This is a genomic window from Aerococcus sp. L_32 (genome assembly GCF_050689315.1).
Genome location: NZ_JBOEQF010000816.1, coordinates 1 through 826 on the forward strand (window position 1 = coordinate 1; position 826 = coordinate 826).

Genomic DNA, 826 nt, shown 5'->3' on the forward strand with positions numbered 1-826 from the left:
AACCGATTCACACCAAAGAAAAATATTAAAAATTTAAGTATTTATGATGAACTAGACCTTTTCCAATTTATCTATAACAATGATACAGGTTTAGAATTATCACCAACTACGCGCGATTATGCGGGTATGTACGTGGAGTATGCCAAAGTGCAAATTAAAGCGAATGAATGGCGTGAAGCGATTGACTCATACCAACAAGCCTTATTATGGAATCCATATGATGTAGATACCATCTACGCCTTAGCGGAACTATATCAAGAAATGGAACAGTATGGGATGTCTTACCCAACCATTCTTAATGGCTTGAGTTACTCACTTAGAGTAGAGGACCTAGCTTATGGTTTTGCTTTAATCGGGGACTTCTACTACCGTAAAGAAGACTTTGAAAAAGCTTATACGTTATACCATATTTCCCTTATGTGGAATGAAAATGACAATGCCAGAGCAGGTTTGGAGGTCTTAGAAGAATTAGACCGCGAGTGGCCAGCAATCCTTGAAGGTAAGGAACAAGAAGCCTTCCTTGATGATCTGGGATTAAACGACTACCCATCAGTGGATATGTTAACAGCTTTAAAAGAAGCCGCATTCCGCTTTAATGAGCACGACCAATATGAAGCGGCCTATGAATATTTAGCCATTTATGAAGATATTTTAGGCAACGTTGATCCGCAAGTGACGGCAGTTTTAGACCAACTAGAAGCTGACCATCCTGATTTATTGATGGAAGAATTTGACCACGATCATGACCACCACCATCATTAAGCCATAAAAATTACAGAGACGAGACCAATTACAATTCAGTAGCGGGACTCGTCTTTTTTTTTTT

At 39.0% G+C, this 826-nt stretch carries 1 protein-coding gene; it reads left to right on the plus strand.

Annotation, left to right across the window (positions count from 1 at the left end; translation table 11 throughout):
* Positions 1-762: hypothetical protein (locus ACRCJ0_RS16670; RefSeq protein ID WP_431391276.1), on the plus strand; the 762-nt coding region annotated here is incomplete at its 5' end.
* Between the last annotated feature and the right edge of the window lie 64 nt (positions 763-826).